15 protein-coding genes are annotated in these 16,153 nt (G+C 54.9%); 10 read left to right on the top strand and 5 right to left on the bottom strand.

Features of this window, described 5'->3' with window-relative positions; all coding sequences use genetic code 11:
* The first annotated feature begins 64 nt into the window (after window positions 1-64).
* The 9 genes from AC5TBW_RS02645 (at window position 65) to AC5TBW_RS02605 (ending at window position 10,501) form a co-directional block, all read left to right on the top strand.
* Window positions 65-1,582 carry an ABC transporter substrate-binding protein gene (locus AC5TBW_RS02645; RefSeq protein ID WP_495510590.1) on the top strand — a complete coding sequence of 506 codons (1,518 nt, stop codon included), beginning with the start codon at window positions 65-67 and terminating at the stop codon, window positions 1,580-1,582.
* Window positions 1,583-1,658: 76 nt separating this feature from the next.
* Entirely contained in the window at window positions 1,659-2,576 is a 918-nt protein-coding gene (locus AC5TBW_RS02640) for an ABC transporter permease (RefSeq protein ID WP_495510589.1), read from the top strand.
* A gap of 12 nt (window positions 2,577-2,588) precedes the next feature.
* Window positions 2,589-3,497, top strand: coding sequence for an ABC transporter permease (locus tag AC5TBW_RS02635; RefSeq protein ID WP_495510588.1), 909 nt, complete (start codon window positions 2,589-2,591; stop codon window positions 3,495-3,497).
* Complete coding sequence (locus AC5TBW_RS02630; RefSeq protein WP_495510587.1) at window positions 3,490-4,539, top strand: ABC transporter ATP-binding protein; 1,050 nt, start codon at window positions 3,490-3,492, stop codon at window positions 4,537-4,539. The genes AC5TBW_RS02635 and AC5TBW_RS02630 overlap by 8 nt, the downstream gene beginning before the upstream one ends.
* A complete protein-coding gene (locus tag AC5TBW_RS02625; RefSeq protein WP_495510586.1) occupies window positions 4,536-5,540 on the top strand; it encodes an ABC transporter ATP-binding protein in 1,005 nt (334 codons plus the stop codon). The genes AC5TBW_RS02630 and AC5TBW_RS02625 overlap by 4 nt, the downstream gene beginning before the upstream one ends.
* A gap of 38 nt (window positions 5,541-5,578) precedes the next feature.
* On the top strand, window positions 5,579-7,000 hold the full coding sequence (locus AC5TBW_RS02620) for a M20 family metallopeptidase (RefSeq protein WP_495510585.1): 1,422 nt from the start codon (window positions 5,579-5,581) through the stop codon (window positions 6,998-7,000).
* Window positions 6,985-8,142 (top strand): M20 family metallopeptidase, encoded by a 1,158-nt coding sequence (locus AC5TBW_RS02615; protein ID WP_495510584.1) that lies wholly within the window; start codon window positions 6,985-6,987, stop codon window positions 8,140-8,142. Before AC5TBW_RS02620 ends, AC5TBW_RS02615 begins: the two co-directional genes overlap by 16 nt.
* Window positions 8,143-8,282: 140 nt before the next feature.
* Window positions 8,283-8,828: a superoxide dismutase [Cu-Zn] SodC gene (gene sodC, locus AC5TBW_RS02610; RefSeq protein WP_495510583.1), complete on the top strand. Its 546-nt coding sequence runs from the start codon at window positions 8,283-8,285 to the stop codon at window positions 8,826-8,828.
* 197 nt (window positions 8,829-9,025) lie between these two features.
* Window positions 9,026-10,501 carry a carbon starvation CstA family protein gene (locus tag AC5TBW_RS02605; RefSeq protein ID WP_495510582.1) on the top strand — a complete coding sequence of 492 codons (1,476 nt, stop codon included), beginning with the start codon at window positions 9,026-9,028 and terminating at the stop codon, window positions 10,499-10,501.
* Window positions 10,502-10,613: 112 nt separating this feature from the next.
* On the opposite strand, the gene bfr is transcribed toward AC5TBW_RS02605, so the two are convergent.
* From bfr to lptF, 5 genes are all read right to left on the bottom strand, one after another.
* Window positions 10,614-11,096, bottom strand: a complete 483-nt coding sequence (bfr, locus tag AC5TBW_RS02600) for a bacterioferritin (protein WP_008959829.1) — start codon at window positions 11,094-11,096, stop codon at window positions 10,614-10,616.
* 191 nt (window positions 11,097-11,287) lie between these two features.
* Window positions 11,288-11,494: a bacterioferritin-associated ferredoxin gene (locus AC5TBW_RS02595; protein WP_495510581.1), complete on the bottom strand. Its 207-nt coding sequence runs from the start codon at window positions 11,492-11,494 to the stop codon at window positions 11,288-11,290.
* 157 nt (window positions 11,495-11,651) lie between these two features.
* Window positions 11,652-12,125 (bottom strand): RDD family protein, encoded by a 474-nt coding sequence (locus tag AC5TBW_RS02590; protein ID WP_495510580.1) that lies wholly within the window; start codon window positions 12,123-12,125, stop codon window positions 11,652-11,654.
* Between the two features lie 61 nt (window positions 12,126-12,186).
* Window positions 12,187-13,257, bottom strand: coding sequence for an LPS export ABC transporter permease LptG (gene lptG / locus AC5TBW_RS02585; protein ID WP_495510579.1), 1,071 nt, complete (start codon window positions 13,255-13,257; stop codon window positions 12,187-12,189).
* A complete protein-coding gene (lptF, locus tag AC5TBW_RS02580) occupies window positions 13,257-14,336 on the bottom strand; it encodes an LPS export ABC transporter permease LptF (RefSeq protein WP_495510578.1) in 1,080 nt (359 codons plus the stop codon). The genes lptG and lptF overlap by 1 nt, the downstream gene beginning before the upstream one ends.
* Window positions 14,337-14,482: 146 nt before the next feature.
* Between lptF and AC5TBW_RS02575 the strand changes: the two genes are divergently transcribed.
* Window positions 14,483-16,003, top strand: a complete 1,521-nt coding sequence (locus tag AC5TBW_RS02575) for a leucyl aminopeptidase (RefSeq protein WP_495510577.1) — start codon at window positions 14,483-14,485, stop codon at window positions 16,001-16,003.
* The last annotated feature ends 150 nt before the right edge of the window (window positions 16,004-16,153 follow it).

Raw genomic sequence — 16,153 nt, 5'->3', positions numbered from 1 at the left:
ACAAGAAGCCCTGCCAGTGCGCCAAACGCTCATAAACTTCTCTTATTAAAAAACGAGGTATGGCATGCAAACACCTAGAACTCTTTGTTGCGTTACGTCATTTGCTTTACTCAGCATCGCGACACCCGCCTTGGCTGGCAAGGCCAACGATACACTGGTCTATGCCTCTGATAGCGAGCCTGAAAACGTTAGCCCCTACCACAATAATCTGCGTGAAGGCGTTATCCTCGCCCATTTGGCTTGGGATACGCTGATCTACCGTAACCCGCAAACCAACGAGTATGAGCCGCGTCTGGCCACCGAGTGGGAATGGGCCGATGATAAGACCCTCGATCTTGTGCTGCGCGAAGGCGTGACCTTTCACAACGGTGAGGCCTTCAACGCCGACGATGTGGCATTTACCTTTAACTATGCGGTATCCCCCGAATCACGGGTAGTAACGCGACAAAATGTTGACTGGATTAAAAGCGTTGAGAAGCTTGATGAGTACCAAGTCCGCATTCACCTCAAAGAGCCTTTCCCTGCAGCCCTTGAGTACCTTTCCGGCCCGATGCCAATTTACCCCGATGAGTATTTCCAGGAAGTGGGTATCGAGGGTTTTAGTCGTGAGCCCGTGGGTACCGGGCCTTACAAGATTACCAACGTCCGCCCCGGAGACGGCGTTAGCTTAACGCGCTTTGATGATTACTTTACCGACAGCCCGATTGGTCAGCCCGAGATTGGCAATATCGAGTTCAAGGCCATTGCCGATGCAGACTCACGTATGGCGCAATTAATGTCCGGGCAAGTCGATTGGATCTGGCGAGTACCGTCAGATCAAGCTGAGTCGTTAAGCGGGATGCCACAGCTCAGCGTGCTAGGCGGCGAGACCATGCGGGTCGGCTATATCGGCTTGGATGCCGCCATGCGGGAAGAGTCGCCTTTAAATGATATTCGCGTGCGTCAGGCCATTAACCACGCCATGAACCGGGAAGGCTTGGCTAATGATCTAGTGCGCGGTGGCAGCCAGCCTCTTTATGCCCCCTGCTTTCCCACCCAGTTTGGCTGTGAAACGCAGAACGTTATCAAGTATGAGTACGATCCCGAAAAAGCCCGCGAACTACTCGCCGAGGCCGGTTACGCCGATGGCTTTGAGATTGACCTGCACGCCTACCGTGAACGTGACTACGCCGAAGCGATGATTGGCGACCTGCGTGCAGTGGGCATTAATGCCAACCTGCGCTTTATGACCTCCCCCGCGCTGTTGGAGCTTCAGCGCAACGGTCAAACCGATATGGCTTTCAAAGCCTGGGGTTCCTTCTCTATTAACGATGTCTCGGCTTTCGTTAGCGTCTATTTCACAGGCGGCATTGACGATCTCTGGCAGGACACCCAGGTGCAGGAGTGGCTACAAGTCGCCGATACCTCGGTAGACCCTGATGTGCGCTTAGAGTACTACCAGAAAGCTTTCGCCCGCATTTCCGAGCAAGCGTACTGGGCGCCGCTGTTCTCCTACTCCACCTATTACGCTCACACCGCTGATCTCGACTTCACCGCCTACCCTGACGAACTTCCCCGCTTCTACGAGGCGAGCTGGAAGTAACGGTGCCTGGTCGACTTAACGGCAGCCGTGGCAATCTCGCCACGGCTCGCTTTCCGCAGCGAGGGAGTGATGCTTTATGTGGGCATTTGTTTTCAAGCGCACGCTAATAGCGCTTAGCGTCGCGCTGACTATTTCGGTGCTCTGCTTTAGTCTGCTGCAGCTCTCGGGTGACTTGGCGCTCTCCATTGGTGGGCCCGAGGCCACCGCCGAACAGGTTGAGCAAATCCGCGTTGAGTACGGCCTGGATCGCCCGGTGATTCAGCAATTTACGACGTGGCTATGGGGAGCGGTGCAGCTCGATTTTGGGCGTTCTTACTACTACCAGAGCGAGGTTATGGATCTGGTGGTTGAGCGCCTACCGGTGACGATGACCCTAGGAGTATTGGCGTTGGCGATTGCGCTAGGCGTGTCGATTCCCCTCGGCGTTGTGGCCGCGCTGAAGCGCGGCAGCTGGATAGACCGCACGGCCATGGCAATTGCGGTTACCGGCCAGGCAATGCCCAATTTCTGGTTTGGCTTAACGCTAATCATCCTGTTTGCCGTCAAGTTGCAGTGGTTTCCTGCAGCGGGTAGCGATAGCTGGCAAGGCTTTGTACTGCCCGCCGTAGCGCTGGGCTATTACGCCACCCCCGCCATGATGCGGCTAACCCGCAGCGGCATGCTGGAAGTCCTTGAGGCAGACTACATTCGCACCGCCCGGGCCAAGGGGCTGCGCACCGGCACGGTGATCTTCAAACACGCACTACGCAATGCAGTGATTCCGGTGGTGGCGCTGGCCGCCGTGGAGCTGGGATTTATGCTCGGCGGTTCGGTGGTCATCGAGACCGTCTTTTCACTGCGCGGGCTGGGGCAACTGGCCTGGAACGCGATTTCCCGTAATGACTACCCGGTGGTTCAAGCCATCGTCCTGATCATTGCGCTGTTCTATATCGTGCTGACGCTGCTTGCCGACATTCTCAACGCAGTTTTAGACCCACGCCTGCGCGCGCGTTAACGGAGAAACCCCATGGCACATGCCCTTTCCCCACTGGTAGCCGCCGATCAAAACTTAGCCGGCTCTTGGCCGTCTCGTTTACTGAGCATCACACTTAACAACCGCAGCTTAGCCATCGGCTTACTGATCATTACATTGCTGGGTATCATTGCCCTTCTGGCGCCTTGGCTGGCCCCCCATGATCCCTACTTACAGAACACCGCAAACCGCATGGTGCCCCCTTTCTGGCACGAAACGGGGAATTGGACACACCCGTTAGGCACCGATCGTCTCGGCCGTGACTACTTGAGCCGCCTGATTTATGGCACCCGCATTTCACTCTTTATCGGCATAGTGGTCGCGCTGATTTCAGGGTTGATTGGTACCACCTTGGGCGTGTTGGCGGGCTACTTTGGTGGCCGCGTTGATGCCGTAGTGAGTTATCTGCTTACCACCCGTCTGGCCATGCCGGTGGTCTTAGTGGCACTGGCCATGGCCTCGTTAATAGGCGGTTCAATGCTGACCGTTACGCTACTGCTGGGGCTGCTGCTGTGGGATCGCTTTGCGGTCGTTGCCCGCTCGGCGACTCAGCAGTTGCGCAATGCTGAGTATGTGCAGGCGGCCCAGGCACTGGGCTGCTCGCTGCCGTATATTTTGCTGCGCGAAGTGCTGCCCAATATCGCTGGCGCCCTCATTGTGGTGGCCACGCTTGAGGTCGCCAACGCCATTTTGCTCGAAGCAACGCTGTCGTTTCTGGGCATGGGCGTGCAGCCACCATCCCCCTCCTGGGGGCTGATGATCGCCGAAGGCAAAGCCTATATGTTCTTTCAACCGTGGGTGATTACGATTCCCGGCAGCGCGCTATTTATTCTAGTGCTGGCGATTAACTTGCTAGGCGATGGACTGCGTGACCTCAGCGCACCAGGAGGCCGCAATGAGTAATCTCTCCTCCGCTGAGCGCTCAACAGCGCCAGCCTCACCACTACTCACCGTAAAACAACTGCGCGTCGACTTGCCGGTAGCAAAAGGTACGCTTCACGCCGTCCGGGGAATCGACTTTCACGTTGAACGGGGTGAAATGCTCTGCCTGGTGGGTGAGTCGGGCTGTGGTAAATCCATGACCTCGCTGGCATTAATGGGCCTACAGCCGCGCAAGGCGCAGGTAAACGCCGACTGTCTCGACTTTGACGGCGTTGATCTGCTGACGGTTTCCGATCACGAGCGCAGCAACCTGCGCGGTGCGCGCATGGCGATGATTTTCCAAGAGCCCATGACCGCTCTCAACCCCGCCTACACCCTGGGCAATCAGCTATGCGAGGCCTTGCGCCGTCATCAGCGTGTATCGCGTAAAGCGGCCCATGACCGCGCCCTCTATTTACTCAAACGGGTAGGTATCAGCGCCGCCGAAGAGCGTATGCGCCAATACCCTCACCAGCTGTCGGGCGGGCTGCGTCAACGGGTCATGATCGCCATGGCGCTAATGTGCGAACCCGACTTGATTATTGCCGATGAGCCCACCACGGCCTTGGACGTTACGATTCAGGCGCAAATTCTGCACCTGTTGCGCGACCTGCAGCAGGAGTTTGGAACGGCGGTTATTTTCATCACCCACGACCTGGGCGTCGTCGCGCGCATCGCCGACCGGGTCGCCGTGATGTATGCCGGTGAAGTGATTGAAACCGCCTCTGCCCAGGAGCTCTTTCAAGCCCCCAGCCATCCTTACACCCAAGGATTACTGCGCTGCATACCAACACCCGGCAAAACGCTGCCAGGCAGCCGCTTGCAGGCGATTCCAGGGGTAGTGCCCAACTTGGTAGAGAAAGTTGACGGCTGCGCCTTTTGTAATCGCTGCGACCAAGCGGATGAGCTTTGTCACATCACACCGCCCTTGCAAACCGTCGCAGATAGTCACTTGTCGCGCTGTCACTTTGCCCACCAGTTGGCAAATCCGGCAACGATCAACGCTCAGGAGGTAACGCTATGAGCAGTGCCGCAAACCATCTTGACCCGCTTGCCCTAGAGCTCTGCGCGCTATCCAAAACATTTAAACTGGGCGGCGGCATGCTGCATAAGAGTCAAACCTTAACAGCCGTCAATAATGTATCGCTGCGCGTTCCCCGCGGCCAGGTGATGGGGCTGGTGGGCGAATCAGGCTGCGGTAAAAGTACCTTGGCCAAAATGCTGCTGGGACTGACACCCCCTAGCGCGGGCGATGTATTGATCAATGGCAAAGCCATTGTAAACGCTAACCAAAAGGCACTAGCCCGCCATATACAGCCGATTTTTCAAGACCCTTATTCGTCGCTTAACCCACGCCAACGGATTGCTCAAATCGTCGGCTTACCGCTGCGCATTCATGGCATTGGCACCCAGAAGGAGCAGGCAGCCAAGGTGGACGAGATGCTCGAGCTGGTTGGCCTGCCCAAACGCGCGGCCCAGCAATACCCAGGGCAAATGTCTGGCGGGCAACGGCAACGGGTGGCGATTGCCCGGGCGCTGATTATGCGCCCCGACTTGGTGATTTGTGACGAACCCACCTCCGCTCTGGATGTGTCAGTTCAAGCCCAAATCCTCAACCTTTTGCTCGACCTTAAGGATGAGTTTGGTCTTACCTACCTGTTTATTAGTCACGACCTCGCCGTGGTGGAGCATCTGGCGGATCGGCTCGCGGTGATGTACCTGGGTCAGATTGTCGAAGAAGGAACTCGTGAACAAATCTTCACCGCTCCTCGCCACCCTTACACCCAGGCGCTGCTGGCATCCGCTCTGACGCCAGAGCCCGGCTTAGGCGTGCCTGATATCGGTCTTGGGGCAGGACAACCCGACCCAACACGACCTCCATCAGGATGCGCTTTCCACCCTCGATGCCCCATAGCACAGCCCCAGTGCTCAAAGCAGTCGCCAAAGCTAACCGACCTTATTCAAAGTGCAGGCCAAGGCACTACTCAGCCTAATCATCCACGCGTCGCCTGCCATTTTGCCTAAACACTCTTACTGAACGCCTAATACTCAGAGGGATATTTATGTCGCGCCAACAAGCCTTAGACAATGCCAAAGCCTATTTTGATAGTGGCGAATTTTATAATCAGCTTTCGCCGCGTATTGCTATTCGCAGCGAAAGCCAGGAACCCCATCGGCTGGAAGAGCTTCAACGCTACCTTACTGAACAGATTATTCCCGATATTGAGCAGCTCGGTTTCACATGGGAAATTGTCGATAATCCAGCGGAAGGATTTGGGCCTTTTCTGCTCGCTGAACGCCTTGAAACTGACGCCACGTTCAGCGTATTAACCTATGGCCATGGCGATGTGATACGCGGCTACGATGATCAGTGGGCCGAAGGACTTTATCCTTGGCAAATCATCCAGCGGGGAGATCGCTGGTATGGACGAGGCACCGCTGATAACAAAGGCCAGCACACGATTAATTTAGCTGCGCTCGGCTGTGTGCTGAAAGCTAGCGGTGGGCGCCTGGGCTATAACGTGAAGCTGGTGCTGGAGATGGGCGAAGAGACCGGTTCGCCGGGGCTAAAGGAGGTTTGCCACCGCTATCGAGAGCGTTTAGCGGCCGATGTGTTTATTGGTTCGGACGGGCCCCGTCTGGACGCAGAATCGCCGACGCTATTTTTAGGCTCACGGGGATCGTTCAACTTCGACCTTAAACTGCAGGCCCGGGAAGGTGCCCACCACTCGGGCAACTGGGGCGGGGTATTAAAAAACCCGGCGGTGCGATTAACCAATGCCCTGGCCACGCTGGTGGATGCCAATGGTGTGATCCAGATACAGGGATTACGCCCGGCACCTATTCCAGATGCCGTGCGCAACGCCCTATCCTCTCTCGAGGTAGGCGTCGGTGACAATTCTCCGACGATTGACACTGACTGGGGCGAGCCAGGGCTCTCCCCCGCGGAGCGTTTATTCGGTTGGAACACTTTAGAAGTGCTGGCCATGAAGGCCGGAAACCCGGACGCACCGGCCAATGCGATTCCACCCTACGCCTACGCCCACTGCCAGTTGCGCTTTGTGGTGGGCAGCGATCAAGATAACTTTCTTGTCCATTTACGCCGCCATCTGGATCAACACGGCTATCGCGATATTGAAGTGAGCGCGGCGCGCATGTCACAGATGAATGCTACGCGGCTTGACCCAGAAGACCCTTGGGTAAGCTGGGCATTAACCTCGATGCAACTGTCGACGAATAAAACGCCCACGCTATTACCTAACTTAGGCGGATCATTACCCAATGATGTATTTGCCGAAACGCTGGGGTTACCCACCCTGTGGGTGCCGCACTCCTACCCTGCCTGCTCGCAGCATGCTCCTGACGAACACCTGCTGGGCAGCGTCGCCGCCGAGGCACTGCTTTTGATGGCAGGACTTTTCTGGGATCTTACGACTCAGGGCGCAGAGATTCATCAGGAGCGAGCGTCATGCAAGAGCCACTAATACAGCAAGCCTGTGATTGGCTGGATGGGCAGCAGCAAGCGATGGTTGAATGCTTGGCGGCCTTGGTCAATATCGATTCCAACAGTTACGACAAAGCGGGTAACGATGAGGTGGCTGACCTGATTACCCAGTGGCTTGAGCAGGACGGCATCACCGTCATACGCCACCCGCGCCCTGAGTCAGGCGATATTTTAGAAGCACAGCTGGGGGAAACTGGCCAAGGTCATGTGCTTTTAATGGGCCACCGCGATACGGTTTTTCCTACCGGCACGGTGGCTAGCCGGGGCTATACCCAGCAAGACAACGTCGGCTTTGGCCCTGGCGTGGCCGATATGAAAAGCGGCCTGGTGATGAACTGCTTTGTGCTGCGCGCGTTAAGCCGCCTGCACAACTGCCCACTACCCGTTCGCGCCTTGTTTACCGCCGATGAGGAGATTGGCTCGCCAGATGGGCGGGCGTTCATCGAAGCCACCGCCCAAGGGGCACGTGCCGTCTTGAACGTCGAGCCTGGGCGAGTCAGCGGCAATGTAGTCACCGGCCGAAAAGGAGGGGCCGGTTTTTTGATCAACGTCACCGGCAAAGCCGCCCACTCCGGCGTGAGCCATGCCGATGGCGCCAGCGCCATCGAAACACTCGCCCGCAAGATCATCAAGCTGCATGCGTTGACCGATTACGAGGCAGGCATCACCACCAATGTTGGCACTATCACCGGAGGGGTATCACGCAACACTGTCGCGCCATTCGCGTCTGCTCAGTTGGATATTCGCTTTGTAACGACAGCACAGCGTGACCACCTGTATAAAGCCATTGAGACCATTATTGCCGAACCCGATATTCCTGGCACCCAGGCAACCATTGAGCAGACATCGGAGTTCTACCCTCTCGAAAAGCGTATGAGCAGCGAACTGTTTGCTCTTTACCAGTTTCAGGCTAAAAACGTTGGCTTTGATGTTGGTGGTGAATTCACCGGCGGTTGTTCTGATGCTGGCTGGACGGCCAGCTTGGGCATTCCCACCCTGTGTGGCCTCGGCCCGGTCGGCGCCAAAATGCACACTGATGAGGAGTACTGCTTACTCAATACGCTAGTGCCACGCACTCAAGCGCTCACTGCTACTTTACTAAGTTTAAAAGACTGGGCTTAAAAGATTGAATTTAAAAGGATGCTTTTACACAACATCGCGGCGGCCTATTACTAGCCGGGTGGCAAAGTACCCGCTCGGCAGCTACCTTGAATAAGCAACGCTACAGACGCGTTTCCATGGATTAGGAAGGAGAGATCACAATGCGCTATACAACTGCCCGCTATTCACTTACCGCTATGGCTGCCTCGCTGCTACTCGCCACCTCGGCGGCGCAAGCGAATGAAACGCTTGATGTGGAGATGCATAAAGTCAGTGCCGAAGGAGTCGAAGAGTCGATTGGTACCATATCTTTGGAGCATACGGATCATGGCTTACTGCTCACACCTTCGCTGACGGAACTTGAGCCCGGCGTTCACGGCTTTCACGTTCACCAGAACGCCAGCTGTGACCCTGCTGAGAATGACAGCGGCGAGATGACTGCGGCGCTGTCAGCGGGCGGCCACTATGACCCCGAAGAAACCGGCACCCATCAGGGTCCTTTTGGTGAAGGCCACTTGGGTGATCTACCGGTGCTAACAGTGAATGAAGATGGCGAAGCGAACCTGCCTGTTCTTGCTCCACGCCTCAGCATGGAAGATATGCCAGGTCGCAGTATTATGATTCATGCTGGCGGCGATACCTACACAGATGAGCCCCACCTGGGAGGTGGCGGTGCACGCATGGCCTGTGGTGTCGTGGAATCTTAGAGTCAACGCTCACGTAAAGTCGTGAAAAAGGGCAGCCGATCGGCTGCCCTTTTTATAGGGTGATCACCAACTAAAGTCTAACTGTGCTGCTCAGCCCTTATCTGTACATTCGGCTCTGCTAAAAAAGCGTCTCCTTTTGTATTACTGGCCCACTTGCCACTCTTGGCTAATCCCCTTCACTGCTCTAGGTACCTTCGATGATCACCTTTATAGTATCGATCCTGCTGCTGATTGCGGGCTACTTTACCTATGGGAAGTTCGTTGAGCGCGTGTTTGTGACCGACCGCAAGCGGCGTACACCAGCGTTCACCATGCGCGATAACATCGACTACGTGCCGATGAACACCACGCGTAACTCACTTATCCAGTTACTTAATATTGCCGGTGTAGGCCCCATTTTTGGTCCTATTCTTGGCGCACTTTATGGCCCTGTCGCCTTTATATGGATTGTGGTCGGCTGTATTTTTGCCGGTGCTGTCCACGATTATTTGACCGGGATGATCTCGATTCGCAACCACGGCGCTCACCTGCCACAGTTAGCAGGCAAATTCCTTGGTAAAGCGATGAAGCACGTGGTGAATGGTTTTGCGATTCTGCTGCTTCTTCTGGTAGGTACGGTCTTTGTGACCTCACCCGCAGCGCTGCTGGCGAATATGACGTCGCTGTCGTTAACACTCATCATTGTCGCTATCTTTATTTACTACCTGATTGCCACGCTGCTACCGATTGATAAGATCATTGGCCGTATCTATCCTTACTTCGGTGCATTATTACTGTTTAGCGCGGCAGGTATTGGTATTGGCTTGATTGTGACGGGCGCCCCTATCCCCGAGCTCTCTTTCCAAAACATGCACCCTGAATCAGCCCCCATTTTCCCACTGCTGTTTTTAACCATCTCCTGCGGCGCGCTTTCTGGCTTTCATGCCACCCAAACGCCGATTATTTCGCGCACCACTGAAAACGAAACCAATGGGCGTAAAATCTTTTACGGCATGATGATCACCGAAGGCATCATTGCGATGATCTGGGCGGCGGCAGCGATGAGTCTGTTCTACGGCGACCAATCACTCTCCGATGTGCTGGCGGCTGGTGGCCCTGCCGCGGTGGTAAGTGAGGTATCTACCACCATGCTCGGCGCTGTAGGCGGCACACTAGCCGTACTCGGCGTTATTGTGTTGCCAATCACCTCTGGCGATACCGCTTTTCGCAGCGCACGAATGATCATTGCTGATTACATTAAGATTGATCAAAAGCCGATTATGAAGCGCGTCATGGTCGCTCTACCGCTATTTGTAGTGTCCTATGCTTTAACCCATATGGACTTCACACTACTGTGGCGTTATTTCTCATGGGCGAACCAAACCACTGCCGTTATCGCGCTGTGGGTAGGCACCATGTACCTGGTGTTGTCGCGCAAGCCTCACTTGATCACGTCAATCCCCGCTACCTTTATGACCATGGCCACCTTTACCTACTTGGCCTATGCCCCTATCGGTTTTGGCCTACCACTGCACTTAAGCTACGTGGTAGCGGCACTGGGTACGCTTATCTGCATCGCACTATTTATGAAGCGTGTCCGTCGTTTGAGCCGCACGACCTTTACGGTTGATGAACCTGCAGAAGCAGTACTGGGTGGAGGTAAAACGGGCGACACCCTGGCGACGAGCTCTTAACGCAGCGTTATCCATTTAGTAACTGCAAAAAAACGGGCAGCCATAGGCTGCCCGTTTTGCGTTGTGCGCTTAGCTGTCTTTAAAGCTAACTCAAGACTTGGCTAAAGAGGACTTACTCTTCGCCAGCCATCTGCATTTGGCGCTGCAGGTAGTTCTGGATACCCACCTGTTCAATTAATTTCAACTCAGTCTCAATGTGATCAATATGACCCTCTTCATCGGCGAGCAAGTCGCGGAGCATATCGCGGGTAACGTAATCTTTAACGCTCTCACAGTAAGTGATGGCTTCGATGTAATCGTTGCGGCCATCGTGCTCAATTTTCAGATCACTTTCGAGCATCTCTTTGACGTTTTCGCCAATGTGCAGCTTGCCGAGGTCTTGTAGATTAGGAATGCCTTCCAAAAACAGAATACGCTCGATGATCTTATCAGCGTGCTGCATCTCTTCGATGGACTCATCGTATTCCCACTTGGCGAGTGCTTTCAGACCCCAGTCTTTATACATTTTGGCATGCAAAAAGTACTGATTGATCGCAACCAATTCGTTGCCTAGTGCCTTATTGAGATGCTCAAGAACTTTAGTATCGCCTTTCATAACGTCACCTTTTCTACTGTAATGCTGATGTTTAATCTGGATTAGACAATGCGATCAAGCAGTTACGTTTGAAGAAGAGTATAGGCGCAAATAGCTATACTCCCAGCTTTCCTGAGAGTATAGATAAGGTATTTAAAAGTTCAAGCAAATCATATATTTGCTAAAGATAACCCTAACAATAGTGATTCGCGTCACACGGCGTAGGCAAGGCCCATATCGGCTTCTTGGCGTGCTTCATGTAAGGCATCGCGGGTAATGGATTTGGCATAGCACGCGCACTTACCACACTGTGTTGCACAGCCGGTTGCTTCACGTACTTCTCTCCAGCTGCGCGCTCCGTCGCTAACGTGCTGGCGAATCTGATGATCGGTTACTCCCTTGCACACGCAAACGTACATGGCGATACCTCATAAAAGTCATGAGGTGAATGTAAATGATTCGCATACATCTTATCAAGTGGAAATGGATACTTTTTGATATCCATTCGTCTTAATAAGCAGGAGCAGCAAGATAACATTCTGGCGTAAAAGCACTTTTTCGCCATGCCAGTTAAAATTATTTTTTCGGCAAAACCACCGTTTGGGTGTGGGAAGCAATATCTGGCCAGCTACGCCGCTGTTTATCGAACAGCACCCATAAATAGCCCATACCAAACGTCAGTAGCGAGAGCCACGCCACCGCGCAGCGTATGAGGCACTGTTTCAAGTTCAGGGAATAGCCCTCTAGTGTTTGCACCCGCAACCGCCACGCCTGCATGCCCAAGGTCATTCCACCGCGCGACCAGGAGAAAACAAAAAACAGAGTGACAAAAAACAGTAGTAAGAGTCGCAAACTCCAGATATCGCTGGCCGTAGTGCCAATCTCTTCTGGCTGCTGGCCCAGCACATAGCGGAAGAAAACCATATGGATGACGGTCACCGCGATCCATATTGCCGCGACTAAAAAACCGTCATACAGCATAGCGCCCAAGCGGCGGCCAAGCCCCGCTGGCCATACGCTGTCCAACTGGCCAAAGCGTCGTATTCGCATAGTTCTCTCTTATCCGGTTCTTGGCAGTGATGAAGTCATGTTTTGGCCTTAGCAAACCGGCCTACCCGTTTCGGCGTAAAAAGTAGATGCCTACCCCTGCGCAGGCCAAAGTGGGTACCAGAACGGCCCAAACAGGGGAAAAGCCAAAAATCGTTGAGGCCGGTGCCAACAGATCCTGTACGTACTTAAAGGACAGCCCTGTAATAACGCCGTAAAACACACGGGTACCCGCCGCCACAGTACGCAGGGGCCCAAACACAAAGGAGGCAGCAATCAGTACCAGCGACCCCATGGTGAGCGGCATCAGCATCTTCTGCCAAAAATAGAGCAGCGCCTGCTCATTCTGCAGTCCCTGATCTTTAAGGAACTGGGCATAAGCCCAAAGCTCGCTGGGCGCTTGGCTCTCGATATCGCGCAGTAGCCGCTCTAGCTGGGTGGGCGTAAAGGAGGTTTCCCAGTCCAGGCTTGCTGCTTGGTCAGACTCGGTGTGATCATCGAAGATGCGCGTGGTAGTGATGTTTTCCAAACGCCATGCATCACCTGCCCAGCGAGCACGCTGGGCATAAGTGGCTTCGACTAGCTGGAGATCATCAAAACGATAGCGGGTTAAATCAAGCACGACATCATCGGCGCGAATCGCCCCGAAACGATAGACGCTGTCGCCCTCAATCTGCCAGCCGCTGCGGCTGGTTAGCATGGCGCCTTCACCCTGAATCTTTTCCAGCCGCCACGCTTCGGCATACTGCTCGGTGCGCGGGCTAACATACTCAGCCACCAGTAACACTGCCACTACCACCAACAGCACCGGCTTCATCACGCCCCATACAATCCGTGCCAGGGAGCGTCCAGAGGCCCGCATAACGGTAAGCTCATTGCTGGACGCCATGCTGCCCAAACCAATCAGGGCCCCAATCAATACCGCCACAGGGGCATACTGATAAAAGCGCCAGGGTGTGCGCATTAGTAGGTAAAGCAACGCATCAAGGGCGGTGTAGCCAGCCTGTACATCGCCTAAATCATCGATATAGGCGATGGTGATATCCAGGCCCAACAGCACGAACTGGACGACGACAATGGCCGCCAGCACGTTTCGGGCGATATATCGATCGAGACGGTCAGCTATCGTTAGCATTAGCGCATCCCCTTGCGCTGCGAGCGCCATAGCAATAATAGGCCCAGCCCCAAGAACAACCCATGTACCGGCCACACTCCTAGCGTGGAGGGCCAAGTGCTGCTGCCAATCGCATCGACAACCGCCAGCAGCAGGCTGAGATACGCCACATATAAAAATACCGCAGGCAACAGTTTGCCAAAACGCCCCTGACGGGGGTTTACACGAGAAAGTGGTTGCGCTAATAAGGCCAGTACAAACACCATCAGTGGCAGCCCCGCCCGCCATTGCCATTGAGCCTGGGCACGGGGACTTGGGTTACTCCATAGCTCAGGCGTGGAGGCATACTCCAGTGAATCAAGCTCCTGCCGGTCACGACTCAACCCCAGGCGCAGCGTATAGCGCTCAAACGTGAGCCGCTCAGCACTCTGTTCCCCAGGCGTCACCCCGTAGCGCTCACCATCATCCAGCACTAAAAAACGGCTGCCCGTTTCGAGCCGTGTTTCCTGATAGCCCGACGCCGCGCGGGTAACATAGTCATGCGTCGTCTCATCCCCTGGTTGATTCTGTTCGTGCACCAGCACGTCTCGCATTTCCGTGCCGTCACTAGAGAAGCCGCCTATATACGCGGTACGGCCGCCGCCGAACTCTTGAAAGCGCCCTGGGGCCAGGACGGAAACATCCAAACGGCTACGCTGTTCTTCGAGCGCAGTTTCGGTTTGCAATGCACCGTAAGGCGTCAGCCACAGGCTACAAACACCGACCAACACCGCCACAACACTGGCGGGCAGTAGGGTCACTTTCAACAGCCGCGTGGGGCTCATCCCACAGGCGACCATCACCGTGATTTCGCTATTCATATAGAGCTGCCCATAGGCAAGCATGATGCCTAAGAAGAACGACAGGGGTAAAATCAGTTCCATAAAGCCAGGCAAGTGAAACATCATCAGGCTGCCCAACATGGTGACGGGTATATCGCCTTCCGCTGCGTCCGAAAAATAGCGAATAAAGCGGCTGCCCATGATCACCAGCAACAGAATGCCAGCGACCGCCGACATGGTGAGTAACACTTCGCGAGTTAGATATCGAAATAAAATCAACGCGCTCTCCGGCTAGTCGTGCAGGATGCCATGCAATAAGCGTATGGCTTGGGTACACTAATCAAACTGTTTTCAGTCCCTTTTAAAAATCAAAAGCAACGAGGCATTATCCCGAATCCCTCGATGCTTGTCTTGTTGGAGACGTCATGGAATTTTCCGTTCAGACTGCTAACCCGGCCAAAACCGAAACGGCCTGTCTCCTGGTGCCGGTTTATAAAGGTGGCGACTTACTCCCCACCGTTGCCAAACTGGACGACGCCAGCGAGCGCCTGATTGGTCAATTGCTCGAGCGCGGTGACTTTGACGCAGCACTGGGCAATGTGCAAATGGTACCGTTTGCGCCAGGGCTAGGCGCCGAGCGCATCTTATTGATTGGTTTGGGTGAGCGCGAGAAATGCCAGGAAGCCGCCTTTATCAAGGCACTGGATGCAGCCATGACAGCGCTGGTAAAACTGCCCATCGACGAAGCCAGCGTGATATTTAGTGATGTTCCGTTGACCGACCGCGACGCGGCCTGGAAAGCACGCAAGGTAATGGAAGCGGCCGAGCGGGCTATTTATCGCTTCGATCAGTTTAAATCGTCGCCTGCACCGGCCCCCAGCCTTGCCAAGCTGACGTTAATGATCAGCGATGCTGACGCAGTGCCCCAGGTTAAGCAGGGGGCGTTAGTGGGCAATGCCATCGGTCAGGGCATCAACTACACCCGCACCCTGGGCAACTTGCCCGCTAACATCTGCACCCCCCGCTACCTCGCCGAGCAGGCAGAGCAGCTGGGGCGTGACGCTAAAGGCGCATTAGAGGTCGATATTCTCGATGAAGAAGCGCTGGAAGCCCTGGGCGCAGGCTCGCTATTATCGGTTGGCCGCGGCAGTAAAGAGCCAACACGCCTGATTGTTATGAAGTATCAGGGTGCGGAAAATGTCGATGAAGCCCCTCATGTGCTAGTTGGCAAAGGTATTACTTTTGATACTGGCGGTATTTCGCTCAAGCCCGGCGAAGGCATGGACGAAATGAAGTTCGACATGTGCGGCGCCGCTAGCGTGTTCGGCACCGTCAAAGCGGTATTGGCGATTAAACCCAAGCTCAACCTGGTATTTATCGTTGCCGCAGCGGAAAACATGCCCGACGGCCACGCCACCAAGCCCGGCGACATCATCAAAACCCTCAAGGGCTTGACCGTGGAAGTGCTGAATACCGATGCGGAAGGCCGCTTAGTGCTTTGCGATGCACTCACTTACGCCGAGCGTTTCACCCCGGCCAGCGTCGTGGACATTGCCACTCTCACCGGCGCGGTGATTGTGGGCTTAGGCCACCACGCCACCGGGCTGCTTTCCAACGACGATGACCTGGCGCTGGATCTGCTGGATGCAGGCGAAACCGCCTGGGATCGCGCGTGGCACCTACCTCTATGGGATGAGTACCAAGAGCAGCTTGAATCCAACTTTGCTGACCTGGCCAATATTGGCGGACGCCCCGCAGGTACGATTACCGCCGCGTGTTTTTTATCGCGTTTTGCCGACCACTTCCCCTGGGCGCACCTGGATATCGCCGGCACTGCTTGGCACTCCGGCAAGCAGAAAGGCGCCACCGGTCGTCCTGTGGGACTGTTAACCCAGTACCTGCTTGATCGTGAAACAGACGCCCAAGTAGAAAACAGCGACGCCTAATATCACCACTCATCATCACGATCTGTCGCTCAACGGTTGCCTTTCAGCGCGGCAACCGTTAAACCTGAACATATCAAGGGTCACCGGGCTGATGTAACGCACTGAAGCTCGGTGCTCGCTTATTACGACCAACTTATCGTCACCAATACC

The organism is Vreelandella sp. ssv, assembly GCF_059448525.1.
The sequence above is the reverse complement of the archived record's forward strand: the minus strand, read 5'-3'. Positions and strand labels throughout refer to the sequence as shown.